Origin of the sequence: Peptoniphilus harei (assembly GCF_016726485.1) — a bacterium.
In the GTDB taxonomy this organism is placed as follows: Bacteria; Bacillota; Clostridia; order Tissierellales; family Peptoniphilaceae; genus Peptoniphilus_A; species Peptoniphilus_A harei.
This window is the reverse complement of the sequence record NZ_CP068103.1, coordinates 916,927-942,738: the sequence shown is the minus strand read 5'-3', so window position 1 is coordinate 942,738 and position 25,812 is coordinate 916,927. Positions and strand designations below refer to the sequence as shown.

Genomic DNA, 25,812 nt, shown 5'->3' with positions numbered 1-25,812 from the left:
GTCACTCTTGAAAAATATTTTCAAAATATAAGTCTTCTTTAAACCTTGTCCTTATTAGGTCTCTTAAAATTTCTTCTTCAAAGGGATCAAAAAGTTTATTGGCAATAGTTAAATCAAGGGCAGAAGTAAGGGAAAGGTCTTCTCTTACAAGATCAATTGCATCAAAAATCCCCCTGAGGTCTGGTGCTGTTGTAGAAATTTCTCCTGCTTCAGCTTTTAACTTTAAGTCGTAGAAAAAATTGGAAATATCCCTTACACAATCTTTCATCATTGACGGATATTCTTTTTTAATAAGATCCTCAAGTCTTTCGCGAGAGATAAGGGGCATCCTAATAATTACAAAACGAGACAAGAGAGCCTCGTTTAATTCTCTTGTGCCTTCGTAACCATAGTTCATTGTGGCAATAAATCTTGTGGCAGGGTGAAGCCTAATTATGTCATAGCCTGGTATGTCAATTACCCTCCTGTAGTCCAAGATAGAGTGAAGGACAGCCATGGCTTCGTTCTTGGCCATGTTTATTTCATCAAGTACAACAAAACCACCAACCTCTGCAGCTCTTGCAATAGGGCCCTTTCGAAATAGGACATTTCCATCTCTTAAGGTGTCGTCACCAATTAAGACAGAAGAGTCTATATTTATGTGAAAGGATAGGTTCCAAAGAGGCCTTTTAAAGATGTAGGCCAGATTTTCTGCCAAGACGTTTTTACCTGTAGACTTATCTCCAACAAGGAGGATGTTTTTTCCCGCCAAGATTGCAGATGTTGCCATATCTAAAATTTCGTCACCAGAATATAGAAAGTGTGGCTTAGGTATCCTTTCCTTATATTTTTCATCTAAGTCGTAAGACCTTATAAAGTCTTGAATTTTTTTATTATTCATATTATCACTTTTCAATTGAATTAATTTCATTCTCTACATACAATTTTTTAAAATTCCCAAGACCTATGGCAGAAATAATAATGTCTATGTCCTCATGACCCTTAAAAAAGAGATCAATAGTTGGGTTATAAAAAATAGATATATTAGAGACTTCTACTTTTTTATACCTTTTTGTGTCTCCATTATCCTTTATTGAAATGTCAAAGTCAAAAGTGCCCACAGAGCAGCAAGATGCCTTGACGTCCACATCAGGATTTACAAAAATTTTACTTATATTTTTCTTTTTTAAAAAGGACAGAGCCTTATCACTTAATATAAAATTCATAAGACCTCCTTAAAAAGTCCTGTAGATTATACTTAAAAAAGTAACTCATATAATTAATCTTATTTCAATTATAAGTCTAAAAATAAATCACAACAAGTTAAGATTGTTTAGGAAAAATCTAAGTCAGAAAATTGCAAAAAAAAAGAAGGCATAAACCTTCAGATAAAAAAATGGTCGGGGTGAGAGGATTCGAACCCCCGGCCCCATGGTCCCAAACCACGTGCGCTACCAAACTGCGCTACACCCCGACGACAGATTCACATAAGTGAAAACTTGTATTTTATTTTCGAACAAATACTATTATAGCATGTAAAAAATATTTGTCAAAGCTTTTTTTACAAAAAATTTAATCTCTCAAAAGCTATCTAATTCATTTTACTTGAAATCTAATAAAAATACAACTAAAATAATAGTACTATGGGAAAGGAGCTAAGATGAAGGCTATTATTTTTGATTTAGATGGAACCCTAGTTGATTCTATGAAATATTGGAGAAGTGTTTCTCGTAACTTCATGAAGACCAAGGGAATAGATATAGAAGATGCAGTCCAGCACAAGATGACAACTATGAACTTGGACGCATCCTTAAAGTATTTAAAAGACTACTATAAATTAGAAGAAAGCTTTGAAGAACTTATGAGAGACTTTAGCAGGACTGTTGAAGATTTTTATAGAAACAAGGTTGAAACTAAAGAAGGATGTCTTGAAATTTTAAAATATTTTAAGGACAAGGGGATGAAGGTTGTAATAGGAACATCAACTGCAGCCCACTTCGCCAACATAGTTATAGAAAAATATAGGATAGATAAATTTATTGACGGCCTCTACACAGCAGATTCAGTGGGGCACCTAAAGGCAGAAGAAAAATTTTACACATCAATTGCAGAAGAACTGGGAGAAAGGCCAGAAGATGTATTTTTAGTAGATGATTCCTACCTTGCCCTAAGGACAGGAAAGAGAGCAGGACTTAAAACTATTGGCATCTATGACGAGAACTCTAAGGACACTTGGTCAACAATTGTTAGTGAAAATAAAAATTCTGTAAAGAGATTATTAGAATTGAAAAATTTATGAGATTATTTTTATTTTTTGCAGTAAGAATAGTACCTGCCTTTATAATTACTTTCCTAGGCTTTTCCCTTATAAGAGTTAACTTCTTTAGTCACAGGAAGAAAAATTCCACAGGCTTTAGAGAATTTTTGCTTAGCCTTTTCGCAGCCTACCTGGTTTTTTTAGCCATAATGCTTTTTATGCCCAACTCCTACATAGCAGGTTCTGGAATAAATTTGACCAACGAGAACTTTGACTTTGTTGGCAACTTTAAAGATAGATTATCATCAGGAGCCTGGGGAGTTAACCTAGTTCCCTTTAGGACTATGAAAAACTATATAAAATATTCAGGCTTCACCCACACACTTACAAATATACTTGGGAACATAATAATTTTTATCCCCTTTGGAATTTTAGTACCAGAAATTTTTCCAAAGTTTAGAAGATTATTAAAAATTATAAGCTTATCCATTGCCACATCCTTTTTTGTAGAATTCATCCAATTTTTTATTGGAAGGTCAGTGGACATTGACGATTTAATTTTAAATGTCTTGGGATCTTTTATTGGTTATCTTATTTGGGATAAGATTTTAAGATATAAATTTGCCAAGAAGAAGAGAAGAAAGAGAAGACCAAGGCCCTCTAAAATTGACAAAGACCAGGCTATCTAGTATAATTTTAGTCTAAGTAAATATGGGGGCGAAAATGGTTTCGACGGGGATTTTGAGCTTAAAGTAGCGAGTCGTTGATGGATCACACAACGTAAAAATGGTCTATTAAAAAATAAACGACGAAAATAATTTCGCACTAGCTGCCTAATTAGGTAGCAATCCGGCCAGACACCGCGATCTGCAACCGGGTTTCAAATTAGCGGGCAAACGAACTCTGTGATGCGTCATAGCAGAGGGGGTTTATGGCGATACCCTGTATGAGTTTGACACTCTAGTAATACAGGGGAAAACTAAAGAGGAGTCTGCACTCGGAGAATCTTTCTGTAAGAGGTCTTCGGACGTGGGTTCGACTCCCACCGCCTCCACCAAAGCAAAGTCATTCATGTGAATGGCTTTTTTATTTTGCGTAAACTCACAAAAAGGGACTTAAGATAATTTAAGTCCCTTTCCGTATTTATACATTTTTAATTGTATTCTTAATTTTATTTGCCGAATAAAATTATCTTATGAAGACTTTAGTAGTCTTTCATACTCTTCCACTAACTCCACTGGTATTACAAAGTTAAAGTAGCCGCCACTTTTAGACAAGAAGAGATACATTAGTCCAAGTCTTGTGAATTTTTTCATATTGACGTAGACGTTCTCGTCTGAATAGTCTACAGCTCCATTGTAAAAGTCGTAAAAGGACTTGTGTTCCTTCTCATCAAAGGAAAGTAGAGTGTCCTTAAACTTAGACAAAATGGTTTCGTGGATTGCATCAATTTCTTCTCTTTCGCTTAGTCCTTCAAGGCCAAGATCATAAGAAGAAGCGATTAGCTTCCTCTGGTCCTGGTCTAAAGCCTCCACAATGGGGTATAATCTATCTATAGGCAGTTTATTAATGCTTTCAACTTCAAATAGTTTTAATAAAAAATCGCTCATGTTTCACCTCGTATTTATTATACATGAAATGAGCAATGGGAGGTAATATGTCAAAAATTAAAAAACTTTCAGATGGCGTTTATTGTAAGATTGTTCCACTTAAGGGCAACCCCCTAAAGAGCATCAACATCTACATGGTCAAGTCCAAGGGCGAAGCCATGATTGTGGACACAGGCTTTAACACAGAAGAAATTAGAAATGAGATGCTTTCTTTTATGAAGGACATGGAGGTTGACTATGACAAGACAATTTTATTCTTGACCCACCTTCACTCTGATCACACAGGTCTTGCTTCATGGTTTCATGAAGAGCTTGGCATTGATATTTACATGGGAGATATTGACTACAGGATGATGTCTTCTATGGCTGATGCTAACTCAAAAAGATGGAAGGAAGTTATGGATACTACTCACATCCAAGGACTTGAAGAAGACAACTTAAAAATCGAAGAGCACGCTGGTTTTATTTACAGACCTAAGTCAGAGTTCCCCTATGTGTCCTTTAATCCAAACTATATTTTAAAAGTTGGGGACTTTACTTTTAAGGGAATGGACTTTTCTGGCCACACTCCTGGCATGGTTGGTCTTTATGAAGAAGAAAGAAAAATTCTTTTCTGTGGCGACCACCTCTTGGGAGATATCACTCCAAATATAACTTTTTGGAACTTCACAGTGGGCGACAGTCTAGGAAGGTATCTTAAAAATATTGAAAAGTTAAGAGACTTGCCAATTGATCACTTGTATTCTTCTCACAGGGCCCTTATTGAAGATGTGCCAAAGAGGATTGATGAATTGAAGGCCCATCACCAACACAGGGTGGATGAAGCCTACAAGACTTTAAAGGAAAAGGGCAAGTGCACTGTTAGGGATATTGCCATGAACATGACTTGGGATATGAGGGCCAGAGACTTTTCTGAATTCCCTAATACTCAAAAGTTTTTCGCAGCTGGAGAAGCCCACGCCCATCTTGAACATCTAAGGGCCATAGGCAAGGCTGACTTTGAGTGGACTGATGACGGAGTCCTTTTATACTACGCAAAGTAAAATTTATTTGATTTAAGAAGCTACAAGTCATAAAATATTTATGGATTAGTAAGTAAATAATTGGAAGAAATAAAATTTGGAGTGAATTATGGAAAATTTAGTTTGTAAATATAAGGATAAAGTTTTAAAATCTGGCGGAGAAACTATTCTTTGTGGAATTGTAAATGTTACACCGGACTCCTTCTCTGATGGAGGCAAGTGGTATGGCAAGGACAAGGCCATTAAGAGGGCTCTTGAACTTATAGAAGCTGGTGCCGGCATGATCGACCTTGGTGGTGAATCTACTAGACCAGGATCCCACTATGTTGAGATTCAAGAGGAAATAGAAAGGGTTGTTCCTGTTATAAAGGAATTAAAGACAATGACTGATGTCCCACTTTCTATTGACACATGGAAGGCAGACGTTGCTGAAGCAGCAATTGAAGCAGGAGTTGACTTTGTAAATGACATCACAGGCTTTATGGGAGACCCAAGAATGGCAGAAGTTGTGGGCAAGAGTGATGTTGGTGCAATCCTAATGTTTAACCCAAAGATTGCAAGGCCAAACCACAAGTCATCTGCCAACTTCCCACCTTTTGGGGGCGAAGGAGCTTTCACTGAAGAAGAATTAAAATCCTTTGAAGAGATGGATGTTGTGGAAGTCATGAAAAAATATTTATCAAAATCACTTGAACGTGCAGAAGCAAATGGAATCTCAAGAGAAAGAATTATGCTTGACCCAGGCATTGGCTTTGCCCTTACAAAAAAGGAAAATTTAAAGTTGATTGATAAAATTGACGTCTTAAGAGACATGGGATGCTTTAGCTTCCTTGGAGTTTCAAGAAAGAGATTTATAACAAATATTTTAAGTGAAAACAATATTGATGCTGACGGCAACAATGAAGAAGGCTTTGAAAATAGGGACGAAGCTTCAGCAGCCCTTACGACTATTGCAGCTTACAAGGGTGTAGAAGTTTTAAGAGTCCACACAATGGACCACCACCGTCTTGCAAAGCTAGTTGCAGATTCAGTTAGACTTAACCAAGTAATAGAAGATGTAAGTTTTAAGGCTTATTCACTTTAAATTATTTTTCATAAGATATATAATATTATTTGTTAATAGAATTAGGGGGAAATTATGGCACTAATAGAAGAATTAAAAACAAAAGTTAGAGAAGCAAAACCAGAAATAGTATTTCCAGAAGGAAACGACAGAAGAATCTTAAGAGCAGCAATTAGACTTAACGACGAAGGCGACATTAAGCCAATCGTTCTTGGAGACGAAGCAGAACTAAAAGCTCTTGCAGAAAAAGAAGGCGTTGAACTTGGAAATCTAGAAATCCTTAATCCAGAAACTTACGAAGGAAAAGATGAAATGATCAAGGCTTTCGTAGAAAGAAGAAAAGGAAAAGTAAACGAAGAACAAGCAGCAGATATCCTAAAAGACAACAACTACTTTGGAACAATGCTTGTATATATGGAAAAAGCTAAGGGATTTGTATCTGGTGCAGCTCACACAACTGCAGACACAGTAAGACCAGCTCTTCAAATCATAAAGACAAAACCAGAATACAAGAGATGCTCAGGTGCCTTCATCATGATTAGAGATGACGAGCTTTACCTAATGGCAGACTGTGCAATTAACACAGACCTTGATGCAGAAGGCCTAGCAGAAGTAGCGGTAGTATCAAATGAAACTGCAAAACAATTTGGCATTGATCCAAAGGTTGCAATGCTTTCCTTCTCATCTCACGGATCAGCTTCTCACGAAAGAGTAACAATGGTAGCAGACGCAGCTAAGATGGCAGCAGAAAGAAATCCAGAAATGGCAGTTGATGGAGAACTTCAATTTGATGCAGCCTTCATCGAAAGAGTTGCAGCTAAAAAAGCACCAGAATCAAAGGTAGCAGGTCACGCAAATGTATTTATCTTCCCAAGCATTGAAGCAGGTAACATTGGCTACAAACTTGCACAATACTTTGGTGGCTTTAAGGCAGTAGGACCAATCCTACAAGGACTTAACGCTCCAGTAAACGACCTTTCAAGAGGTTGTGTAGAAGACGAAGCTTACGCACTAGCTATCATCACAGCAGCACAAGCAGTTCTTTAATAAAAAATAGACTTAAAGACTTCCTTAGGGGAGTCTTTATTTTTGTACGCTTTAGTATGAATAAACCACCAGCTATGCTGGTGGTAGGAAAATAAGCTTTAGCTTCAAGCAAAAAACCTCCCGTGATAAACTATTAATGTTACTGGCAGTAGCATAAATAGAAAAGGGAGGTATCCTAAAATGGATAAAAATAGTTTATCACATACATCATGGAATTGTAAGTATCACGTAGTATTTGCTCCAAAATACAGAAGGCAATTAATATATGGAAGATTAAAACAAGATATAGGAAAAATATTAAGAGATTTATGTGATAGAAAAGGAATAAATATAATAGAAGCGGAATGCTGTCCAGACCATATCCATATGTTGTTGGAAATTCCACCAAAATACAGCATATCTCAAACGATGGGATATTTAAAAGGAAAAAGCAGTCTAATAATATTTGATAGGCATGCAAACTTAAAATATAAATATGGAAATAGACATTTTTGGTGCAGAGGATACTATGTAGACACAGCAGGAAAGAATGTGAAAAAGATACAAGAATATATAAAAAATCAATTAAAAGAAGATTACATGGCAGATCAAATAAGCATTAAAGAATTTGTTGACCCGTTTACGGGTGAGCAAGTAAACAAAAGCAAAAAATAAGGTGCTTTAGCACCAGCTGTGAAAATTGGTGCACGAGAAAGAAAGTTCGAAGCATGGAATGCTGCCGGTAACAGCCCCTTATAGGGGCAAAACAAACCACCGGCTCAGCCGGTGGTTATGATTTTGCCTTTTGTTTATATAATGATGTCAAGTAAAATTTAGTTAAAAGAGTAGGTTATATAAGATATGGAAAAGAAAAAGTGGAAGATTTTTTTAGTAGAAGATGACAAGGTGATTGCAGAAGAAATTAAAAGACACCTGGAGTTTTGGAATTATGAGATAAAAATTGCAGAGGACTTTCAAAATATTTTTGATGAATTTAAAAACTTTCATCCTGATTTAGTTTTAATGGATGTGACTCTTCCCTTTTACAATGGCTATCATTGGTGCAAAATTATTAGAAAAAATTCTAAAGTTCCAATTTTATTTATTTCAGCTGCTGATGAAAACTTAAATTTGATAATGGCAATGGATCTTGGAGCAGATGATTATTTGACTAAGCCCTTTGAACTAGACCTATTACAAATAAAAATAAGAGCCTTGCTTAGAAGAGCTTACGAATATATTGAGACAAGAAATATTCTTTACAAAGATATAAGCCTTGACTGCGACAAGATGATTATATCAAGAGAAAACAAAGAAATAGAGCTCACGAAAAATGAATTTAAAATTTTAGAAATTCTCTTGGAAAAGCCAGGTAAAGTTGTTAATAGAGATGAAATTATTGATAAAATTTGGCAAACTGACTCTTATATTGACGACAACACCTTAACAGTAAATGTAATGCGTCTGAGAAAAAATCTAGAAGATATAAAGATTTTTGACCTAATAAAGACTAAGAAAGGAGTAGGCTATTATGTCCCACCTGCCAATTAAAAGTTTTTTAAAGAGAGAAAAATTCACATTAATTCTTGGACTTTTCATATTTTTTTATATCCTGGGAACTTATTTAATTTTTGAATTTGATAGAGATAAGTCAACTTACATAGCTTTTTTATATCTATTTTTATTTTTTATTTATATGATTATTCTTTACTCCATAAGGGATCAGAATTACAGAAAAGAAATAGATATTTTAAATAGAAAAAACTACGAAAAAATATTAGAACTTTATGAGTCTCCATTATCAAAGGCTCTTTATAAAAATGTAGAAGAAAATAAAAGAATTAAAGAAATTGGAGAAAAGAAAAAAGCAGATGTGAAAAACTACTTAACTATTTGGACTCATCAAATAAAATCTCCAATATTTGCATTAAAACTTTTACTCAAAAAAGATGAAATAAACAAAATAGATTGTGAAAAAGAGATTTTTGAGATCGAAGAGTATGTGGGAAATATTTTAGGCTATGCAAGGATGAATGCAGATAGCACAGACTATGTCTTTAGCAAATACAGTTTAGATGAAATTATTAAGGGAGTAATTAGGAAATATTCGATTCAGTTTATTGGAAAAAATAATAGGGTAGACTTTTTTGAAACTAAGAAAATAATTTTAACTGATGCCAAGTGGTTTTCTTTTTTATTAGAACAAATTATTTCTAATGCAATCAAGTACACGCATAATGGAAGGATTGCAATTTATTTAGAGAAAAATGAACTTGTAATTGAAGATAATGGAATTGGAATAATGCCAGAAGATTTGCCGAGAATTTTTGATGCAGGATACACTGGTTACAACGGTAGGTTGGAGAAAAAGTCAACGGGACTGGGACTAAATCTCTCAAAGAATATTGGGAAGTCTTTAAGAGTGACATTGAGGTGTGAGTCAGAGCAAAAGGTTGGCACAAAGATGTTTATAAATTTAAAAAATATTTTGGATTAGAGTGTTTAGCACTCTTTTTTTTATATCTTACAAAAATGTCACATTAAAGCTCTATTTGTTATGTAAATAAAAGGATTTATTTTTTTATACAATTTATAATGTAGTAAGAGGTGAGAAAATGATAAAGAAAATATTCAAAGGAATTTTAATTTTTTTAGTATCCCTTATTATTCTTATAGGGATTGGAGATTTTTTGTGGATTAATCTTCCGAAGTTAAGTGCAAGAAAAAATATTTCAGATATAGAAGAATATGGCAAAGAGGTAAGCCAGATAAATTTAGATGATAATGTGAAAGTTGTTGGACTTGGGGAAGCGACTCACGGAAACTCTGATTTTCAAAATTTAAAATTAGAAGTTTTAAAGACCTTAGTTGAAAAAAATAATTTAAAGAGCTTTGCCATTGAAGCTGATTTTGGCGAAGGAATGATAATAAATAATTACATTCATGGAAATAAGAGAGATGAAAATATTTCAAGAATTCTTTCTTTTAATATTTATCACACAAAGAATATGAATGACCTTATAAACTATATGTTTGACTACAACCAAAAAGCAAAGGATGAGGACAAACTTTCTTTTTACGGCTTTGACATGCAAAATCCTGAAAAATCCATGGAGTTAATTTTAGATTTTTGTAAGGAAAATAATATTTTACAGGAAAAAGACTTACAAAAGGAATTTTCCTTTATTAAAGATGAAAAATTTAAGATTTCACAGATAAAAGATAAAGAAGATTTGTTGTTGGAAATAAAAGCTCACACAGACGCCTTATCTTCTCCTAAGGCAAAAATTCTTTCAAGAGCTCTTACAAATGTCTTGGATAGTGTTAAGTATTACGAATTAGATTTTAATGATTATGTAAAAGTAAACAATGTGAGAGATGAGCTTATGGCTGAGAATGTTAAGTGGATAAGTGATTTTGAAAAATCAAAGGGAAATGATCTGCTTTTAATTTCTGGTCATAATGGTCACATCGCAAAAAGTGAAAAGTTTTATGAGCCAATGGGGTCTCACTTAAAGAAAATATTTGGCGAAGAATATTTTATTATTGGCACTGACTTTTATAAGGGAATAGTAAACATAAACGAAGTTGGTCCAGATAACAAGAGGTCAAACCATGTCTTTGTCTCTGCTGATCCTTTAGCTAACAGTGCTAGAAAATTTAAAGGAAAATATTATTTAGATTTTACAAAAGTTAAAGATGGGGAAACTTTTGACCTTATAAATAAAGAAATCAACATGATAAGTTTGGGCGAAGGATACTCTCCACTAATGAAATTCATACCAAGAACTTATAGAGTAAAGGAAGTCCCAAAAGATTTATATGATGCAATGATCTTTGTTTATTATGCAAAACCTCTTGCAGTAATTGATGAAGCTTAAGTTTGGAAAAATTTTGTAGGCTTGAATATTGTAAGATATTTGCCTATGTGCCTATAGATTCCTTGCAAAAGTTGATGACGACAAGTTAATAATCTTCGCCATTGATGTGGGCCACAGAAAAAATATTTATTCATAAGACTTCCTTAAGGGAGTCTTTATTTATGCAACAAAAAAAGTCACTATGCTCAATGCATGTGACTTTTTGCAAATATTAAATTATATGTTTAATCTAAATTAATAGTTACGGTTTTGGATTCTTGATCCCATTCAATATCTTGGTCTATTTTATCTTTAGTATTTCCGTTAGTTAAATTAAATACTTTAGCAACATTTGTTAAACTAACACAAAGTCTGTCATTTTTAATTATTGGTTTAGAGTCCATTTTTACTTTTTCTCCATTTGAAAGAACTATTTCATCCCCGTCAATTTGAATTGAAGCGGTAACTCCATCTTTAGTGAAGGAAGCTGTTCTAGTTTTATTATCCCACTTAACATCACATGATAGAGCTTCGGCAACATATCTCAATGGCATCATAGTCCTGTCGTTCTCAATAAAAGGAGCTACATCCATTTCAAAAAGCTCATCTTTTCCATCAATATTTTTGTAGTATAAATTCATACCGATTAAGAATTTAAAATACTTACTAGTATTATTATTTTTTTGAACTTTAGAATCCTTAACGTCATTTTGTTTTTCGTCGGATTTTGTAAAATCGTTAGAAATATATTTAGGTACATATGAAGCTATATGAGATTTTGTATTCCTATCAATGTATCTTGTCTCATTATTATAAATGTAAACAGGTTTCTCTATATAATGTTTTTCAACAACTGTTTGTGTGTTTTTATTTTGATTGTATTTATCTTTTAAATACAGGTTGTTAAGATAAATCAGCTCATCAACAGTTTGTGCCTTATCAATTTGATTAGACTTAGATGGAGTTAATATTCCTTCATTTCTTAAAAGTCTCTTAATATAGTCTTTAGTATTATTTAAATTAACATCTTGGATATTTGGTCTATTGTTATCAGGTCTTCTTGGAGGATTAGTGTCTTTATTAATGTCTTCCCACTGAGCAATAAATTTAATGCTTTTCATATATCTTAAATCTCCATTAATTGCGTTAGCAGCTCGTGAACCTGGTAAGAACAGTCTGTTTCTTTGTATTAATTCATCTTTGTTTGCATGATAATCGCTATGATATTCAACGACAGGTTTCCAACCAATGAATTTTTTACCTTGAGGAGCAGTAAATTTATTTTCTGGTAATTTTAGATTATAGAAATCATCAATTTTTATAGTTTCGTTATTTATTTTACCTACTCCACCATTAGGATCATAGCTTATATTGAAGTTTATAATATTATTAATTTCAACATCCCAATAAGGTTCAACCTTTAAACGTAATCTCCTATAATTAAATTGAGGATCTTTCTTTAAAGAATAAGTACCATCAGATTTTTTTATAATTGAAGGATCATTAATTTCATAACTTTTTTCAGCGTCTTCCAAACTAAGATTAAAATTACCATTAACAGCTGTTAATACTATTCTTTGGTCTAAGTATCCTTCATATTTGGTAATGTTATTAGAATCTGAAGAAATAAGATTTTTTGGGAAATTTTTAAAACTTGTAAAACTATTTTGATCAAAAGCAGATTCTCCGATTTTAATTATTGACTCTGGAAAATCCACTTCTTCTAAAAGATTATTCCTGAATGCATCTCTCCCAATTTCTTTTAAATTATCAGACAATTTTATTTTAGAAATTTTATTAAAAGAAAAAGCATTGGCACCTATAAGATTTACAGAGTTGGGTATATTAACATTTTCTAATTTATTGTAATAAAAAGAATGAGCTTCTATAGTTTTTAAAGAGCTAGAAAGCACTAAATCAGAAATATTATTGATAGAAAAAGAATTTGGACCTATTTCTTTAACAGAATTAGGAATATTTAATTTTTTAATATTATTACTAGAAAAAGCCCTTTCACCAATTATTTCAAGAGTATCAGGAAGTTTGATATTAGTTAAATTATTGTTTGAGAACCCACTCAAGTATTTTATTGATTTAGGAATTGTAAGATTCTCAATTCGATTATGAGAAAAAGCATCTTCTTCGATTTTAATAACAGACTCTGGTAAAATGATATCTTTTATCCTATTATGGCTAAATGCACCATAACTTATTTTTTGGATATTTTTAGGAAGTTTAACCGAATTTATAATATTTCCTGAAAACGCCCCTATTCCAATCTCATTTACAGAATCGGGTAACTCTATTTCTCTAAGTGCATTCTGAGAAAAAGAATTTTTACCAATTTTTTCTAGATTATTTGGTAATTCGATAGAAGAAATGCCATTACCAAAGAAAGAATATTCTTCTATTATTTTTAAATTCTTTGGCAATTTAATACTTTCTATTTTTATTTTATTAGGTGAATTGGAAAAAGCTCCATCGCAGATTATTTCAATAGAATCAGGTAAATTCAGATTAACTATATTTGTATTTGAAAATGCATTTTCACCTATACCAGTTATTAGATCACCTGAAGCAGAATACTTCGGAATAGTAAGGCTTGTAGTGTTTTCTAATTTTTTAAGACCTTTCTCAGAGAAACCCTTGACTAAAACTATATTTTTACCTAATTCATCAATAAAGATTGTGTCATACACAAAGTCATCTGCTTCCCATTGATTTTCATCTTTATCGACAGTAGAAGTAGATTCCACATTATTTGTAACATATGTATCTGCAGCTACCACACTATTAGGCAATGAAGTCGTTAATACAGAAAAAAGAGTAGCTCCTAACAATACTTTTCGGACTGTTGAGTTTTTATAATTCATTTAAACCTCCTATAATTAATTTTTTAAATAAATATTTGCTAATGTTTTCATTTAGTCTAATTATAGTAAAAATCAAAAGTAAAGTAAAATTTATTTAGAATGTTTTAATTATTTAAAAGACTTTATGGTAAGGCCGTAGGAGGTGTAGGATTGGTGCCTATAGACTCCTTGCAAAAATTGACGACGACAAGTTAATAATCTTCGCCATTGATGTAGGCCATAGAAAAAGTATTTATTCATAAGACTTCCTTAGGGGAGTCTTTATTTTTTTGCCTTTTATTTATATAATTGATTTAACATTTTACAAAAGTAAACCAAGAAGGAGGATATTTATGTCTAAGCTTAGGGATGGAATTTATGGACTTGCCATAGCCGATGCTCTTGGTGTTCCTTTTGAGTTTAAGAAAAGGGGGACTTTCACTTGCACAGGCATGGTGGGTTTTGGAACTTGGAACCAAGTTGCTGGAACTTGGTCTGACGATACTAGCATGACCCTTGCCACTTGCAAGTCCATAAAGGATAAAAACAAAGTTGATGTCGAGGATATTAGAAAAAATTTTGAGGCCTGGCTATTTGAAGGAAGGTTTGCTTGTCATGGAGAGACATTTGATGTTGGTATGACGACAAGAGAAGCCTTGGCAGAAGGTCATGGGATTGATGATTTTTATGCCAATGGCAACGGGTCTCTTATGAGGATTTTGCCCCTTGCCTTTACCGATGCCAGTGATGAGGAAATTGAAAGTGTATCAAGTATAACTCACGCTCACGAGATTTCTAAAAAGGCTTGCCTAGATTATGTCCATCTTGCAAGAAAGTTAATTGCTGGAGAAAAACTTGAAGACCTTGGCCTTGACCATATAAAAAACAAATCTGAAGATGAGATCCAGTCAACAGGTTTTGTCCTTCACACTCTCGAAGCCTCTCTTTGGTGTCTTTTAAATACAAATTCTTATAAGGAAGCTGTCCTCAAGGCAATAAATCTTGGCGATGACACAGACACCACTGGAGCAGTGACTGGAGGACTGGCAGGAATTATCTATGGCTTTGATGAATTTCCAAAAGAGTGGGTGGATGAATTGAAGAACAAAGAAATGATTGAGGAGTGTTTATTTTAGAAAATTTAAAAATTGAAACAATAAAGAAAAACTCCCTGGAAAAATCCAAGGAGTTTTATTTTACATAAGAGTCAAAGCGTATTTGACTCCAATCCCAATCACTGCCCCTAGTCCTATTAGCTTAAAGAGGTCCACCTTCTTCATGTAGAGGACGAAGCCTAGGACGAAGGAGATAAGTGCTGCCAGGCTCATGCCTTCAAGCTTAAGTCCTTCAGGGAATACTGATGATTGGAAGAGTTTTAAGGTTGTTATAAAGATGAGAGACACAACTCCTGCTTTGATACCAAGGAGGGAGTAGTCCATGATTTTAAATTTTTTGCCCTTGCTAAAGAGGAAGTATCCCAAGATCATCATTAGGATGAACTGAGGAAGGACAAGTCCTGCTGTTGCAAGAATTGAGCCAAGGATTCCGTGGACGTTTTGTCCAACAAAGGTTGCCGAGTTAATGGCAATTGGTCCTGGAGTCATTTGTGAAATGGAAATCAAATCTATAAATTCTCTTGTAGAGATCCAGGCGTGTTCTTCAACAACATACTTTGATATCAAGGGTATTACTGCGTAACCGCCACCAAAGGCGAAGCATCCGATTTTAAAGAAAATTAAGAATAAATCAAGCATTTTTGTACCTCTCCATAACACTAAAATAAGAAATTCCTGCGATAGCACAGAATAAAATTATTAGTCCTGTGTTGATACTTGTGAAAAAGGCAACCAAGAAGACTAGGATAATCATGGCTGCACTAAAACGTGGATTGTTCTTGTAAGAAGAAATCCCCATGCGGGCCACTGTTATAAATAAGACTGCAGAGATCACTCCACTGATGCCTTCTAGGGCTGCGTTTATAAAAAAGTTTGACTTAAATTCTTGGTAGAAATTTGAAATCACTGACAAAATTATAAGGCAGGGAAGAGCCGATGCAACAAGACAAGTTATTGCTCCAAGAGGCCCTCTCAAGTAGTAACCTGTAAGGACTGAGCAAGAGATTGCCATGGCCCCAGGTCCACCTTGGGAAATGGCAACTATATCCATCATCTGGTCTTCCTCAATGAGTTCTAGGTCTGATACAAAAATGTCCTTTATAACAGGGACAATTGTATAGCCTCCTCCAAAGGTTATGGCATTTATTTTAAAAAAAGTTAAAAATAACTTTGAGATAGAAATTTTTTTCATTAAATCACCTCATCAAATTATAGCACAAAAATGAATTTTTAAGTAATTTCGTGTATAATCTACTTAAGGAGTGATGTGATGAAGATGGGAATTATAGGCCTTGGCAACATGGGTGCTGCCATGGCACACGGTCTTTTAGATAATAATATAGAAACTTTTCTTTACGACAGGAGCGAAGAAAAGAGAGATGCCTTTAAGGGCAATGAAGTAGCAAGAGTAGTTGATTCAGAAGTAGACGTAGTGAAGGGTGCAGATGCAATTATCCTTGCAGTTAAACCCTATGTTTATGAAGCTGTAATCGAGGCAATAAAAGATGAAGTAAAAGATCAAATCATTATTTCTATTACTTCAGCTTTTGACATTGAGAAACTTGAAAAGAGCCTTCCAAATAAAAAGCTTATGATGGCTCTTCCAAATACACCGGCAAAAATTTTGAATTCCATGACAGGGATTTGCCCTGGCAAAAATATTTCAGAAGAAGAGGTTAAAGAGATAAGAAAGATCTTGTCCAACTTTGGAGAAACTGAAATCGTAGAAGAAAAGAACATAAAAATTTATGAGGCAGTTTCAGGTTGCATGCCTGCCTATGTCTACATGTACATTGAAGCAGCAGCAGACGCAGCAGTTTCTTATGGAATGCAAAGGGATATGGCTTACAGGGTTATATCTCAAGCAGTAGCTGGATCAGCAAAAATGGTGAGGGAGTCTGGAATTCATCCAGGTGAATTAAAGGACCAAGTTACAACACCGGCTGGAACAACTATTAAGGGAGTAAAATCTTTAGAAAAGGATGGTTTTAGGTCTGCAATTATAAATGCAGTTGATTCTATTATGAATAAATAGGAGGTCATTATGAAAGATTTATTGGTATTTTTGGCAGAAGGTTTTGAAGAAATTGAAGCTTTAACAATTGTTGATGTCCTTAGAAGGGCCGACCTAAAGGTGGACACAGTTTCAATTAAGGACAGACTTGAGGTAAAGGGAGCTCACGGTGTGACAGTTCTTGCTGACAAGACTTTTGATGAAATTAACATCGAAGACTACAAGGCAATGTACATTCCAGGAGGTCAACCTGGTGCTACAAATCTCATGAATGACAAAAAAGTTCTTGAGTTTGCCAATGTCTTTAATGATGAAGAGAGAAAAGTAATAGCAATTTGTGCAGGACCACAAGTTCTTGATGCAGCAGGTCTTTTAAAAGACGGAAAGTTCACTTGCTATCCAGGAGTTGAAAATAGATTAAAGGTTAAGGACCCACAAGACTCACCAGTAGTTGTTGAAGACAACATAATAACTGCTATGGGGCCAGCCCTTGCAATCCTACTTGGGGTTAAGCTAGTTGAAATTTTAGTTTCAAAGGAAAAGGCAGAAGAAGTTGCAGAAGGCTTACTACTTCCACAACTTAAAAAATTTATTTAAGATAAGATTAGAAAATGTGCCAGGTAAAGCTGGTGCATTTTTTATTTTTAAAATTATTAACTTACTTCCCAGAATATAGGAAAGTTCTTTTCCTTTTATTACTAATATACTAGTGTTATAATTATTTTAACTTAAGAAATCTAAGTAAGTGGGCTTTTAGCCTATTTTTATTATTATAAATTTTGGAGGATAAATGTTCGCAAAACTTATTTTGAAGAGGGGAGAATCTGCCTATGGATATGACAGGGCAAAAATTTCAAAAGAGACTTCTCTTCTTGGCCTTATATCAAATATACTTGCAGCTGCATTAAAGGTGATTCTATATATCTTTACTGGCTCAATTTCAATTTTATCTGACGCAGTAAACAACATCACAGACTGTGTCAGCTCTATTATTTCTATTTTGGGCATAAGACTTGCTGCAAAACCAAGAGACAAAGACCACCCTTATGGACATGGCAGGCTTGAATATTTGATTTCTCTTGTAGTTTCTGGTATTGTACTTTCCGTTGGTTTTCAATTTTTGAAAACTTCTGTGGGAAAGATCCTTCACCCAGTCGCCATTTCTTATCCAAAATCCACTCTTGTGATTTTGATTGTAACTGTGGCAATAAAATTTTGGCAGGCCTCTCTTTATTCAAAGGTTGCAAGGGCAATTGACTCTGTAACTTTGAAGGCCCAAGAGAAGGATTCACTTAGCGACACACTTATAACTTCTGTTGTAATTATTTCTATATTAATAGAAAAGTTCACAGGAAAAATATTAGATGGCTATGTTGGTTTAATAGTTGCTTTATTTATTTTATACACAGCTATTTCACTAATATACGAGACTATTTCAATTATACTTGGACGTGGTCTTAGTGACGAAACTAAACACGAGATAAAGTCCAAGGTTTCAAACTATGAGGGCATATCCAATGTTCACAACATGATGGTGACAGACTTTGGTCCAGACAATATGATTGTGATAATTGATGCAGCCCTAGATTATAATTTGACCCTTGAAGAGGCCCACAATATTGTGGACAAGGTTGAGAGGGAAATCTCTGATTTACTTGGGATAAAATTAATCATTCACGCAGACCCAAAAGGCAGTAGCAATGAGATAATCAACTCTGTCTCCAAGGACCTTAAAAAAATTGTGAGGGAGTCCCTAAACATTTACTCCTTCCACGACATTGTCCTTGAAGGCAAGAAAATTTATATAGACATTGATTATAATGCCGATTCTGTAAAAACGAGAGAAGAAAAGGATGCTCTGAAAAAAGAGATAAGAGATAAGTTAAAATCCATCTATCCAGATTACGAATTTGATGTAACTCTTGATGCGATTTTTTAGGAGGAATATATGAAGGCTTTAGTTGTAGGTGCCGGAAAACTAGGATACAGACTTGCAGCGTCATTACTAGATGAAGACTGCGAGGTGACTGTAGTTGACAACAATGAAGATGTAATCGAAAACATATCCAATTCGTTAGATGTTTTTAGTATTTGTGCAAATGCTTTGGATTTTGGCGTCTTGGAAGAACTTGATATTTCTCTCTTTGACTATGTAGTTGCTACCACAACTAATGACGAGGCCAATGTAATTCTTTGCACAATCTCCAAAAAACTTGGAGCAAAGTATGCCATTGCAAGGGTAAGGGACCCTGAATACAGGAAGCACCTTGATTTCATATCAGAGGAACTTGAAATAGATAAGATCATAAACCCAGACAATGCAACTGCAAGATCAATTTTTAAATACCTAATGAAGAGATACCAACTTTACTCTGATGAGGTTGCTGGTGGAAGAGTTTCCCTTGTTGAATTTAATATAGGAAATGACACAAGCTTTATTAACAAAAAAATCATGGACATTGATAACATTAAAGACCTTCTTATTGCAGCTATATCGAGAAATGGTGATGCAATTATCCCAAATGGTCGTACTGTTTTAGAAGAAAATGATGTTATAATCCTTGCAGGCAAGTCTGAAAATATTGAGGCCTTTGACAAGGACCACACAGGAGTAAATAGGACAAGGTCTCTTAGGAGTACAATGATCCTTGGTGGAGGAAAGACTGGACTTTATCTAGCCATGCTCCTCTTAAAAGAAAATGTGGATGTCACTATTGTTGAGATAAATAAGGAAAGATGTCTTGAACTAAAAGAAATGGTTCCAGGAGCCAACATTATAAATGGAGACGGGACAGACATAGCAATCCTTAAAGAAGAAATGGTCCACACTTATGATTCCTTTGTAGCAGCAACAGGTATTGATGAGGCCAACCTCCTCATGAGTCTTGTGGCAAAGCAAAGTGGAATCTTTAAATCTGTTGCCAAAATTTCTAGGACAAACTATGACAAGGTCCTAGACAAACTTGACATAGATGCAGTCTTTAACACTTCTTATATAACAGCTGCAGAAATGCTAAAGGAAATCAGGGGAAAAAGCTCCCTTGCCCTACATTTGCTTTTAAACGGTCAAGTTGAGTGCGTCGAATTAATTATAAGGACAAGCCATTTAGTTTGTGGCAACACCCTAGAAGACTTGAGTCTACCTGATGGAACTCTTATTGTTTCCATAATTAGGGGCCAAAGCATGATAGTCCCTAATGGTAAGACAGTCCTTGAATCTGGCGACAGGATAATATTATTCTCCATGCACGAAGTTGCTCCAAGGGTTCAAAAGATTTTCTCTTCTGAAGGGAAACTAAAGGACGCAATTAAGTCAATTAAGAAGAGAGGAAAGAAAGATGAACTATAAGCTTATTTCAAAATTATTAGGCTATATTTTATTAATAGAAACTGCCTTTATGGCTCCATCTCTCATCCTGAGTTTAGTTGAAAGAGATGGGTCATCTTATGGCTTCTTAATCCCAATGGCTATAGCAGTCTTTTTGGGATTAATTTTAATTAATTTAAAAATAAAAAAGAACTCCATGTCACCAAGAGACGGAATCTTAACAGTTACTGCATCCTGGGTTTTGGTCTCCATTGTCGGGGCACTTCCCCTTTGGATCTCCGCAGGTATGACTTATGTTGACTCCTTCTTTGAAATTGTATCTGGTTTTACAACAACTGGAGCTTCAGTTATATCAGGCATAGAGTCTTTCCCAAGGTCAGTTGTCCTCTGGAGGTCTATCACTCACTGGATAGGTGGTATGGGAATTTTGGTCTTTACTGTGGGACTTCTTCCCAAGCTTGGAGTTGGGGCCTTCCAAATTTTTAAGGCAGAGTCACCAGGACCAGTTGCCGGAAAAATAGAGTCAAGGATTTCCCAATCATCTAAGAGGCTCTACATAATTTATCTTATTTTGACACTAATACTATTTATTTGCTTAAAGATTGCTGGCATGCCAATTTTTGATTCCCTAGTTCACACTTTCGGTGTCCTAGGTACTGGTGGATTCTCTTCCTACAACGACTCACTTATGTCCTATGAAGGGAACTCAGTTCACTTTATCCTGGCAATTTTTATGTTTTTGAGTTCCACAAACTTTGTAATTTATGCCCTTCTTTCTAAAAAGAAGTTTAAGGAAGTTCTACAAAATGATGAATTAAAACTTTGGATTTGTATAATCATAGGAGCCATTGCCCTAATAACCCTAGACCTATATTCCAAGGGTTATCCATCACTTTTCATGGCCTTTAGGGACTCAGCCTTCCAAGTAACATCAATATCGTCTACATCTGGTTTTGCCAATGCAGATTATGAACTTTGGCCAAGTTTTTCAAAATTCATCTTGTTAATCCTGATGCTCTTTGGTGGTTGTGCAGGTTCCACTGGTGGCGGGATGAAAATAGTGAGGATTTCAATTTTATTAAAATTAATAAAAAGGGAAATGAAGAAGGCCACTCACCCTAAGGCAGTTCTTCCTGTGATGTCAGATGGCAAGTCTTTGTCAGACGAAGTTGTCCTAGGTATTAACGCCTATCTAGGAACTTATTTTGTAATAGCAGTCCTATCTACAGCTTTAGTTACGCTTTCTGGAGTAGATGTTATAACAGGATTTTCTTCAGTTGCTACAACTTTATCAAATGTTGGTCCAGGCTTTGGAGATATTGGTCCTACGAAAAACTTTTATTTTTATAGCGACTTTTTCAAACTCTACTTCAGTGTCCTAATGCTTTTGGGTAGACTTGAATTCTTTACAATAATGGCACTTTTTACAAGAGGAAGACATAGAAAGGAAATTATTAAGTTATAATGAAGATTTTAATTATAGGTTCTGGAAAGGTTGGTTCAACTATTGCCAAGGCCTTGAGTCTTGAAAAATATGAAGTTGACCTAGTGGATAGGGACGAAAAAAATTTTGAAGAGATAACAGATAGCGTAAATAAAATAAGGGCCGACGTCTTGGAAGAGGAATTTGTCATTAACCACGACCTTAACAAGTACGACTACGCCATTATAGCTACAGATAGCGACAAGACTAACCTAATAATGGCCTCAATCTTTAAGGGACTAGATGTAAAAATAATTCTCCGTCTCGATGAAATGGAAAATATTTCTGAAATAGGAATTATAAAAAATTCTCTTCCAAATGTTGTAAATGTATTTAACCTAAGCCTTGAAACTGCAAAACTTGTGACCAAGTTAATTGGGTCTACAGAATATTATGAGGCAGACTATTTTGGCAAGGGCAAGATAGAAGTCACAGGCCACTATATTGACATGGATGAGGAATTTGAAAATCAAAAGATAAAGGACATTGGGTCTCTTTCTACAATCCTTGTTGTTGGAATCCTAAGAGAAGGGGACTTAATTGTACCCGACGGAGAAACTGTCCTAAAGTCTGGTGACTATATCTACCTTATGGGCCTTTCCTTTGACATAAGAAACTTTAAGCACGCCCACTTTGAAATCAAGGAAAAGGAAGAGGAGAGAGAGGTTGTAATTGCATCGGGAGACTACAACTTCAACAAACTTATCTCAAACCTTGAAAATATAAATTTAAAAATTCTTGAACCAGACAGAGAAAAATTTGAAAAATACAGGAGAAATATAAACAGGGCCTTTGTAGTTAATAAAAAACTTAGAAACGACAAAATTTTTAAGGAAGAAGCCATTTCTAAGGATGGGGTCTTCATATCCATGACAGACTCTGATGAACTAAATATTGTCCTTGGACTACTAGCAAGAAGTCATGGGATTGCAAAAAATATTATCATTCAAAAGGATAATAACTACGACACAATCTTGGAGAGCCTTGGAATTTATAGGGTCATTGATCCAAAGGTCATTGTTGCCAACGAAATCATCAAGGCAATAAATACTGACATGAAGGTTTCGATCAACTATATGTTTGGCGGGAAGGCTCAAGTTTATGAAATAAAAATTCCAGACGACTTTGTCTACATTGGCAAGAAGCTTTCTGAAATCAATCTCCACAAAGAAATTATTATTGGTGGGATAATTAGGTACGACAACTCTGCCGTTATCCCAAGGGGAAATACGAAAATTGAAAAGGGCGACAGGCTTGTCATCTTCTCTACTAATGAAAGTAGAAAGGAACTTGAAGAGTTAATCGACCCAAGTCTAAAGAAGAGTATCTTTGACTTCTTCAGGAGGTAATTTTGTGAAGGAAATTTTAAAAAATGATTGGCAAGACATTTTGGAAGAAGAGTTTGAAAAGGACTACTACAAGGACCTTAGAAAACTTTTAATTGAAGAATATAAAAATTATGAAATATTTCCAAAGGCTCAAGATATTTTTAATGCCTTTCACTACACTTCTTACAAGGACCTAAAGGTTTTAATCTTGGGACAGGACCCCTACCACAATGTGGGCCAGGCTCATGGACTTGCCTTTTCTGTCAAGGAAGGTGTGGCAATTCCACCCTCACTTAGAAATATTTACAAGGAACTAAATTCTGATTTGGGAATAGAAATTCCACGAACAGGTTACTTAAAATCATGGGCAGACCAGGGGATAATGCTTCTTAACACCACCCTAACAGTTAGGGCCCACCAACCCATGAGCCACTCAAAGATTGGATGGGAGATATTCACCAATGCAGTCATAGAAAAAATTAGCGAAAAAGAAGACCCAGTAGTTTTTATACTATGGGGCAACCATGCCAAGGCGCGCAAGAAGTTTATAAAATCAGGCAACCACCTCATCATTGAAGGAGTTCATCCATCTCCACTTTCAGCATCGAGGGGATTTTTTGGATCAAGGCCCTTCTCAAGAGCCAATGAATTTTTAAAAGAAAATGGAGTGACACCTCCAACTTGGGAAATTAAATAATAAAGATTTAAGCAGGGAAACTATTCCTTGCTTTTTTATTGACCAAATTTTTTGAATTCTTATAAAAAAATTGACTTTGTAATAAAATATAAGATTATAAAAATTTATGAAGTTATAAGAAATTTCGAGATCATAAAAAACTGTGAAGTCACAAATATTTCTCAGGTCTTAATAAAATAAGAAGTCTTAAAAAAATATAAAGCTATAAAAAACTTCTAGGTCATAATAAAATGAGAAGTCACAAAAAGTTAAGAGTTTGCAAGGGTTTATCAATTCACAAAATTTATAAATTAAAAAATACAGAAACAATAAATACTAAAAATAAAAGAAAGTAAGCCTTGCTAAAATCTTTTTCTTTTCTTTGCTATAATGTAGGAGAGGTGAATTATGGAGTATTTAAAAACAAGCTATTCAGATATAAAGGAAGTTATGATAGGTAAAGTCCCTGCAGTGATAATTGAGCCAAAAGAAGAGACTAATAAGACCTTAGTTTTTTATCACGGCTGGGGATCAGACAATGAAAGTCAAATCTTTAGGGGAAATATTTTTGCAGCCTATGGCTACAGGGTTATCCTCCCAGAAGCCAGATATCATGGTGAGAGGAATGTGGAAAAGATTGACCACGAAGACAAGGCTGTTGAAGGAAAATATATTTTAAAGGTAATTATGCACAACATCGAGGAAGCTCCTTCTATCTTTAAGTATATTGAAAAAAATTATCCAGGAAATGAAATCGCAGTGGGAGGTCACTCCATGGGTGCCATTACTGCTGGAGGCCTTTATGCCTTTAAGAAGGACCTCAAGATGGCCTTTGTCTTTAACGGAATAAATAATTGGGAAGAACTTGTCCGTGGTGTAAATGAACTTAAAAATAAGGACAATATTGACGAGAGAGAATTTAGGATTAACGAATTTTTCCTAGACATGAACCCAATGGATAGTCCAGAGGCTTTTAAGGATAGGCCTATTGTTCTTTTTAACGGAAGAAACGACGATATAATCGACCCAGCTGGTCAGGAGTCCTTTGCCAAGGAAGTTGAAAAAGTTTACGAAGACAAAAAACTCTTGGGCTTTAAACTTTTTGACATGACCTACCACCAAATAACAACTCAAATGCTGGAAGAAGCAATTAAATTTTCAAAGGAAGTTGGCAAATTTTAATGAAAACTGAAAAATATTTAGTTAAAGAAAAGAAAAAGCTAAACTTATATGAGGTTCCAACTTCATACAATGGAAAACTTGAAAAAGATGAAGTAAAAGATACATTGATACCTGCAAATATTATAAAGATGCGTGAGTATCAAGAAAAACTTTATGCTGAAAACAATCAATCGCTTTTAATTGTTCTTCAAGCTATGGATGCTGCTGGCAAGGATTCCCTAATAAAAAATATAATGACTGGAATAAATCCACAGGGTACAAAAGTTGTTTCTTTTAAAAAGCCAAGTGAAAATGAGTTGGATCATGATTATCTTTGGAGGGTGGCAAAAGATCTGCCTCCTCGTGGAGAGATTGGGATATTTAACAGAAGTCATTATGAAGATGTTCTTGTATCAAGAGTTCACAAATTAGTCCTAGATTAACCCTTCCCAAAAAACTTAGTCACTAAGGATATATGGGAAAAAAGATTTGAAGAAATAAATAATTTTGAAGAGTATCTTTCAAATAATGGAATAAAAATTGTAAAATTTTTCCTCCATGTTTCTAAAGAGGAGCAAAAAGAAAGACTTATGGAGAGAATTGAAAGACCAGAAAAAAATTGGAAATTTGCATCCTCAGACATAACAGAGAGAAAGTATTTTGATGATTATATGAAGGCCTATGAAGATATGCTAATTAACACTTCTACAAAAGCTGCTCCTTGGTACATTGTGCCAGCAGACAGGAAGTGGTTCTCAAGATATCTTGTCTCAGAAGTTATCTTAGAAAAGTTAAAAGAAATGGATCCAAAGTACCCTGAACTTTCAAAAGAAGAATTAGAAAGTTTGGACAAGTGGAAAAAAATCTTGGAAGAAAATTAAAAAATAATTAAAAGTTTTTTTCTTGGGAAATTTTATAAAAGACCATCAAAGTGTGATAAAGACTTCGTTTTACGGAGTCTTTTTTTGTATAGTTTTCACAAGTATTGTACTTAAGTATAGATTTACAAGGAAAAAGGATTGTGTTATACTGTCGATA

At 34.5% G+C, this 25,812-nt stretch carries 25 protein-coding genes, 1 tRNA gene, 1 other RNA gene and 1 pseudogene; 21 read left to right on the top strand and 7 right to left on the bottom strand.

What is annotated here, in order from left to right; translation table 11 throughout:
* Window position 1 precedes the first annotated feature (1 nt).
* The 3 genes from I6I93_RS04375 to I6I93_RS04365 form a co-directional block, all read right to left on the bottom strand.
* Window positions 2-880: an AAA family ATPase gene (locus I6I93_RS04375; protein WP_112889588.1), complete on the bottom strand. Its 879-nt coding sequence runs from the start codon at window positions 878-880 to the stop codon at window positions 2-4.
* A gap of 4 nt (window positions 881-884) precedes the next feature.
* A complete protein-coding gene (locus I6I93_RS04370) occupies window positions 885-1,205 on the bottom strand; it encodes a hypothetical protein (RefSeq protein ID WP_112889587.1) in 321 nt (106 codons plus the stop codon).
* A gap of 171 nt (window positions 1,206-1,376) precedes the next feature.
* Window positions 1,377-1,453 (bottom strand) — tRNA-Pro (locus I6I93_RS04365).
* Between the two features lie 186 nt (window positions 1,454-1,639).
* Between I6I93_RS04365 and I6I93_RS04360 the strand changes: the two genes are divergently transcribed.
* From I6I93_RS04360 to ssrA, 3 genes are all read left to right on the top strand, one after another.
* Window positions 1,640-2,278: an HAD family hydrolase gene (locus I6I93_RS04360; protein WP_112889586.1), complete on the top strand. Its 639-nt coding sequence runs from the start codon at window positions 1,640-1,642 to the stop codon at window positions 2,276-2,278.
* Window positions 2,275-2,925, top strand: a complete 651-nt coding sequence (locus I6I93_RS04355; RefSeq protein WP_070700056.1) for a VanZ family protein — start codon at window positions 2,275-2,277, stop codon at window positions 2,923-2,925. Before I6I93_RS04360 ends, I6I93_RS04355 begins: the two co-directional genes overlap by 4 nt.
* A gap of 24 nt (window positions 2,926-2,949) precedes the next feature.
* Window positions 2,950-3,293: a transfer-messenger RNA gene (ssrA, locus tag I6I93_RS04350) on the top strand.
* Between the two features lie 136 nt (window positions 3,294-3,429).
* Here ssrA and I6I93_RS04345 read toward each other — a convergent pair.
* Window positions 3,430-3,846 (bottom strand): hypothetical protein, encoded by a 417-nt coding sequence (locus tag I6I93_RS04345; RefSeq protein WP_112889585.1) that lies wholly within the window; start codon window positions 3,844-3,846, stop codon window positions 3,430-3,432.
* Window positions 3,847-3,893: 47 nt separating this feature from the next.
* Here I6I93_RS04345 and I6I93_RS04340 point away from each other — a divergent pair, with 47 nt between their 5' ends.
* The 7 genes from I6I93_RS04340 to I6I93_RS04310 all read left to right on the top strand — a co-directional run bounded on the left by I6I93_RS04340 (window position 3,894) and on the right by I6I93_RS04310 (window position 10,838).
* Window positions 3,894-4,889, top strand: a complete 996-nt coding sequence (locus I6I93_RS04340; RefSeq protein WP_112889584.1) for an MBL fold metallo-hydrolase — start codon at window positions 3,894-3,896, stop codon at window positions 4,887-4,889.
* 88 nt (window positions 4,890-4,977) lie between these two features.
* Window positions 4,978-5,952: a dihydropteroate synthase gene (gene folP / locus I6I93_RS04335; RefSeq protein WP_112889583.1), complete on the top strand. Its 975-nt coding sequence runs from the start codon at window positions 4,978-4,980 to the stop codon at window positions 5,950-5,952.
* 54 nt (window positions 5,953-6,006) lie between these two features.
* Window positions 6,007-6,978, top strand: a complete 972-nt coding sequence (gene pta / locus I6I93_RS04330; RefSeq protein ID WP_112889582.1) for a phosphate acetyltransferase — start codon at window positions 6,007-6,009, stop codon at window positions 6,976-6,978.
* Between the two features lie 180 nt (window positions 6,979-7,158).
* Window positions 7,159-7,632, top strand: coding sequence for an IS200/IS605 family transposase (tnpA, locus tag I6I93_RS04325; RefSeq protein WP_112889581.1), 474 nt, complete (start codon window positions 7,159-7,161; stop codon window positions 7,630-7,632).
* Between the two features lie 186 nt (window positions 7,633-7,818).
* Window positions 7,819-8,508, top strand: a complete 690-nt coding sequence (locus I6I93_RS04320) for a response regulator transcription factor (RefSeq protein WP_112889580.1) — start codon at window positions 7,819-7,821, stop codon at window positions 8,506-8,508.
* Window positions 8,489-9,454, top strand: a complete 966-nt coding sequence (locus tag I6I93_RS04315) for a sensor histidine kinase (protein WP_112889579.1) — start codon at window positions 8,489-8,491, stop codon at window positions 9,452-9,454. Before I6I93_RS04320 ends, I6I93_RS04315 begins: the two co-directional genes overlap by 20 nt.
* Window positions 9,455-9,572: 118 nt before the next feature.
* Window positions 9,573-10,838, top strand: a complete 1,266-nt coding sequence (locus I6I93_RS04310) for an erythromycin esterase family protein (protein WP_112889578.1) — start codon at window positions 9,573-9,575, stop codon at window positions 10,836-10,838.
* Window positions 10,839-11,062: 224 nt separating this feature from the next.
* Here the strand turns inward: I6I93_RS04310 and I6I93_RS04305 are convergent, their stop codons facing one another.
* On the bottom strand, window positions 11,063-13,690 hold the full coding sequence (locus I6I93_RS04305) for a leucine-rich repeat protein (protein ID WP_112889577.1): 2,628 nt from the start codon (window positions 13,688-13,690) through the stop codon (window positions 11,063-11,065).
* Between the two features lie 149 nt (window positions 13,691-13,839).
* On the opposite strand from I6I93_RS04305, the gene I6I93_RS09370 reads away from it, so the two are divergent.
* Together I6I93_RS09370 and I6I93_RS04295 are read left to right on the top strand one after the other, a co-directional pair.
* The gene (locus I6I93_RS09370) at window positions 13,840-13,932 is read left to right on the top strand and encodes a type II toxin-antitoxin system RelE family toxin (RefSeq protein ID WP_256584869.1); all 93 of its coding nucleotides are present in this window, start codon (window positions 13,840-13,842) and stop codon (window positions 13,930-13,932) included.
* A gap of 90 nt (window positions 13,933-14,022) precedes the next feature.
* Window positions 14,023-14,805, top strand: coding sequence for an ADP-ribosylglycohydrolase family protein (locus I6I93_RS04295; RefSeq protein WP_112889576.1), 783 nt, complete (start codon window positions 14,023-14,025; stop codon window positions 14,803-14,805).
* 60 nt (window positions 14,806-14,865) lie between these two features.
* Here the strand turns inward: I6I93_RS04295 and I6I93_RS04290 are convergent, their stop codons facing one another.
* Together I6I93_RS04290 and I6I93_RS04285 are read right to left on the bottom strand one after the other, a co-directional pair.
* Window positions 14,866-15,423 (bottom strand): chromate transporter, encoded by a 558-nt coding sequence (locus tag I6I93_RS04290; protein ID WP_070699998.1) that lies wholly within the window; start codon window positions 15,421-15,423, stop codon window positions 14,866-14,868.
* Window positions 15,416-15,976 carry a chromate transporter gene (locus I6I93_RS04285; protein WP_112889575.1) on the bottom strand — a complete coding sequence of 187 codons (561 nt, stop codon included), beginning with the start codon at window positions 15,974-15,976 and terminating at the stop codon, window positions 15,416-15,418. Before I6I93_RS04285 ends, I6I93_RS04290 begins: the two co-directional genes overlap by 8 nt.
* A gap of 78 nt (window positions 15,977-16,054) precedes the next feature.
* Here I6I93_RS04285 and proC point away from each other — a divergent pair, with 78 nt between their 5' ends.
* The 9 genes and pseudogenes from proC (at window position 16,055) to I6I93_RS09420 (ending at window position 25,655) form a co-directional block, all read left to right on the top strand.
* On the top strand, window positions 16,055-16,819 hold the full coding sequence (gene proC / locus I6I93_RS04280; RefSeq protein ID WP_112889574.1) for a pyrroline-5-carboxylate reductase: 765 nt from the start codon (window positions 16,055-16,057) through the stop codon (window positions 16,817-16,819).
* Window positions 16,820-16,828: 9 nt separating this feature from the next.
* Window positions 16,829-17,395, top strand: a complete 567-nt coding sequence (locus I6I93_RS04275) for a DJ-1 family glyoxalase III (protein ID WP_070699995.1) — start codon at window positions 16,829-16,831, stop codon at window positions 17,393-17,395.
* A 193-nt stretch (window positions 17,396-17,588) separates the two neighbouring features.
* Entirely contained in the window at window positions 17,589-18,737 is a 1,149-nt protein-coding gene (locus I6I93_RS04270; RefSeq protein ID WP_112889573.1) for a cation diffusion facilitator family transporter, read from the top strand.
* Between the two features lie 9 nt (window positions 18,738-18,746).
* Window positions 18,747-20,147 carry a Trk system potassium transporter TrkA gene (gene trkA, locus I6I93_RS04265; protein WP_070699993.1) on the top strand — a complete coding sequence of 467 codons (1,401 nt, stop codon included), beginning with the start codon at window positions 18,747-18,749 and terminating at the stop codon, window positions 20,145-20,147.
* On the top strand, window positions 20,137-21,591 hold the full coding sequence (locus tag I6I93_RS04260) for a TrkH family potassium uptake protein (RefSeq protein WP_112889572.1): 1,455 nt from the start codon (window positions 20,137-20,139) through the stop codon (window positions 21,589-21,591). Before trkA ends, I6I93_RS04260 begins: the two co-directional genes overlap by 11 nt.
* Window positions 21,591-22,958 carry a TrkA C-terminal domain-containing protein gene (locus tag I6I93_RS04255; protein WP_112889571.1) on the top strand — a complete coding sequence of 456 codons (1,368 nt, stop codon included), beginning with the start codon at window positions 21,591-21,593 and terminating at the stop codon, window positions 22,956-22,958. Before I6I93_RS04260 ends, I6I93_RS04255 begins: the two co-directional genes overlap by 1 nt.
* A 4-nt stretch (window positions 22,959-22,962) precedes the next feature.
* The gene (locus tag I6I93_RS04250; protein WP_112889570.1) at window positions 22,963-23,634 is read left to right on the top strand and encodes a uracil-DNA glycosylase; all 672 of its coding nucleotides are present in this window, start codon (window positions 22,963-22,965) and stop codon (window positions 23,632-23,634) included.
* Between the two features lie 387 nt (window positions 23,635-24,021).
* On the top strand, window positions 24,022-24,795 hold the full coding sequence (locus I6I93_RS04245) for an alpha/beta hydrolase family protein (RefSeq protein ID WP_112889569.1): 774 nt from the start codon (window positions 24,022-24,024) through the stop codon (window positions 24,793-24,795).
* Window positions 24,795-25,655: pseudogene (locus tag I6I93_RS09420) on the top strand (polyphosphate kinase 2 family protein). The gene I6I93_RS04245 and the pseudogene I6I93_RS09420 overlap by 1 nt, the downstream one beginning before the upstream one ends.
* Window positions 25,656-25,812: the final 157 nt, after the last annotated feature.

Excerpts from the sequence above, each read along its gene's own strand:
- I6I93_RS04360 (WP_112889586.1), top strand. The coding sequence starts at position 1,640 with ATGAAGGCTATTATTTTTGATTTAGATGGAACCCTAGTTGATTCTATG.
- tnpA (WP_112889581.1), top strand. The coding sequence starts at position 7,159 with ATGGATAAAAATAGTTTATCACATACATCATGGAATTGTAAGTATCAC.
- I6I93_RS04270 (WP_112889573.1), top strand. The coding sequence starts at position 17,589 with ATGTTCGCAAAACTTATTTTGAAGAGGGGAGAATCTGCCTATGGATAT.
- folP (WP_112889583.1), top strand. The coding sequence starts at position 4,978 with ATGGAAAATTTAGTTTGTAAATATAAGGATAAAGTTTTAAAATCTGGC.
- trkA (WP_070699993.1), top strand. The coding sequence starts at position 18,747 with ATGAAGGCTTTAGTTGTAGGTGCCGGAAAACTAGGATACAGACTTGCA.
- I6I93_RS04255 (WP_112889571.1), top strand. The coding sequence starts at position 21,591 with ATGAAGATTTTAATTATAGGTTCTGGAAAGGTTGGTTCAACTATTGCC.
- I6I93_RS04245 (WP_112889569.1), top strand. The coding sequence starts at position 24,022 with ATGGAGTATTTAAAAACAAGCTATTCAGATATAAAGGAAGTTATGATA.
- I6I93_RS04260 (WP_112889572.1), top strand. The coding sequence starts at position 20,137 with ATGAACTATAAGCTTATTTCAAAATTATTAGGCTATATTTTATTAATA.
- I6I93_RS04340 (WP_112889584.1), top strand. The coding sequence starts at position 3,894 with ATGTCAAAAATTAAAAAACTTTCAGATGGCGTTTATTGTAAGATTGTT.
- I6I93_RS04370 (WP_112889587.1), bottom strand. The coding sequence starts at position 1,205 with ATGAATTTTATATTAAGTGATAAGGCTCTGTCCTTTTTAAAAAAGAAA.
- I6I93_RS04295 (WP_112889576.1), top strand. The coding sequence starts at position 14,023 with ATGTCTAAGCTTAGGGATGGAATTTATGGACTTGCCATAGCCGATGCT.
- I6I93_RS04285 (WP_112889575.1), bottom strand. The coding sequence starts at position 15,976 with ATGAAAAAAATTTCTATCTCAAAGTTATTTTTAACTTTTTTTAAAATA.
- I6I93_RS04290 (WP_070699998.1), bottom strand. The coding sequence starts at position 15,423 with ATGCTTGATTTATTCTTAATTTTCTTTAAAATCGGATGCTTCGCCTTT.
- proC (WP_112889574.1), top strand. The coding sequence starts at position 16,055 with ATGAAGATGGGAATTATAGGCCTTGGCAACATGGGTGCTGCCATGGCA.
- I6I93_RS04275 (WP_070699995.1), top strand. The coding sequence starts at position 16,829 with ATGAAAGATTTATTGGTATTTTTGGCAGAAGGTTTTGAAGAAATTGAA.
- pta (WP_112889582.1), top strand. The coding sequence starts at position 6,007 with ATGGCACTAATAGAAGAATTAAAAACAAAAGTTAGAGAAGCAAAACCA.
- I6I93_RS04355 (WP_070700056.1), top strand. The coding sequence starts at position 2,275 with ATGAGATTATTTTTATTTTTTGCAGTAAGAATAGTACCTGCCTTTATA.
- I6I93_RS04315 (WP_112889579.1), top strand. The coding sequence starts at position 8,489 with ATGTCCCACCTGCCAATTAAAAGTTTTTTAAAGAGAGAAAAATTCACA.
- I6I93_RS04310 (WP_112889578.1), top strand. The coding sequence starts at position 9,573 with ATGATAAAGAAAATATTCAAAGGAATTTTAATTTTTTTAGTATCCCTT.
- I6I93_RS04375 (WP_112889588.1), bottom strand. The coding sequence starts at position 880 with ATGAATAATAAAAAAATTCAAGACTTTATAAGGTCTTACGACTTAGAT.
- I6I93_RS04320 (WP_112889580.1), top strand. The coding sequence starts at position 7,819 with ATGGAAAAGAAAAAGTGGAAGATTTTTTTAGTAGAAGATGACAAGGTG.
- I6I93_RS04345 (WP_112889585.1), bottom strand. The coding sequence starts at position 3,846 with ATGAGCGATTTTTTATTAAAACTATTTGAAGTTGAAAGCATTAATAAA.
- I6I93_RS04305 (WP_112889577.1), bottom strand. The coding sequence starts at position 13,690 with ATGAATTATAAAAACTCAACAGTCCGAAAAGTATTGTTAGGAGCTACT.